This is a genomic window from Lunatimonas salinarum (genome assembly GCF_017811155.1).
Taxonomy (GTDB): domain Bacteria; phylum Bacteroidota; class Bacteroidia; order Cytophagales; family Cyclobacteriaceae; genus Lunatimonas; species Lunatimonas salinarum.
In genome coordinates this window covers 1-857 of record NZ_JACVCV010000089.1, presented here as the reverse complement: position 1 = coordinate 857, position 857 = coordinate 1, and the positions used below count along the sequence as shown (strand labels likewise).

Genomic DNA, 857 nt, shown 5'->3' with positions numbered 1-857 from the left:
AAGTGGATACGGGAAAGGTTTTCTTCGTCGATTCTTCCACGATCTCACTTTTCGTGGATGTATTCAAAGGTGCCGGGCGCAATCCGATGATGGGCACAAAGAAAGGAGGTCTTAAAATCCATGCCAAACTGCCCTTGGGCGGTTTCGTGCCCTCTCTGATACACATTACGGAAGCGGCGTGCAACGACAAATATTTTCTCGGACAGCTTGAAGCTGAAAAAGGCGCAATCTATGTCTTTGACAAAGGGTATGTGAAGTACCAAAAATGGCTGGAGTGGTCCGAGAAGGGAACCAATTTTGTGACCAGGCTCAATGAAAATGCGGAATATCTGGTTCTGGAAGGCCATAAAAACCACATCAGTGATTATGCCGACGGAGGGGTCGTTGCCGACCAAATAATCCTGCTAAACCCGTCAAAAGAGCCTCTAAAAGCAAGATTGATCACTTATAAAGACCCGGTCAGTGGGAAGGTACTGGAGTTTGTGTCAAATATGTTTGACTACAGCCACAGCACGATCATTCTCCTCTACAAATACAGATGGAACATCGAGATACTGCTCAAACAGCTCAAGCAAAATTTTGAATTGGGGTATTTTTACTCGGACAGCTCGGAGGGAATCAAGACGCAGGTGTGGATAGCTCTGATAGCAAATTTGTTGCTTTCGGTGATTCACCGGCAGTGCAAGCAGGCCGAGCAGTTTGTGACGATTGTAAACATGGCAGCAATAAACATGTGCTCATACATATCGCTGATAAAACTTGTCAAATCGGGCAGATTATCACATGTGGACAGGGATCTGAAAATAGTACAATTTGAATTGTTCGGTTTAAAGCAGGGGGGTGTTTTTCAAAATCCC

1 protein-coding gene is annotated in these 857 nt (G+C 45.0%); it reads left to right on the top strand.

The features are described 5' to 3' along the window. Positions 1 to 857, top strand: an 857-nt coding sequence (locus IAQ59_RS22020) for an IS4 family transposase (protein WP_209333013.1), incomplete at both ends; no start/stop codon positions are given.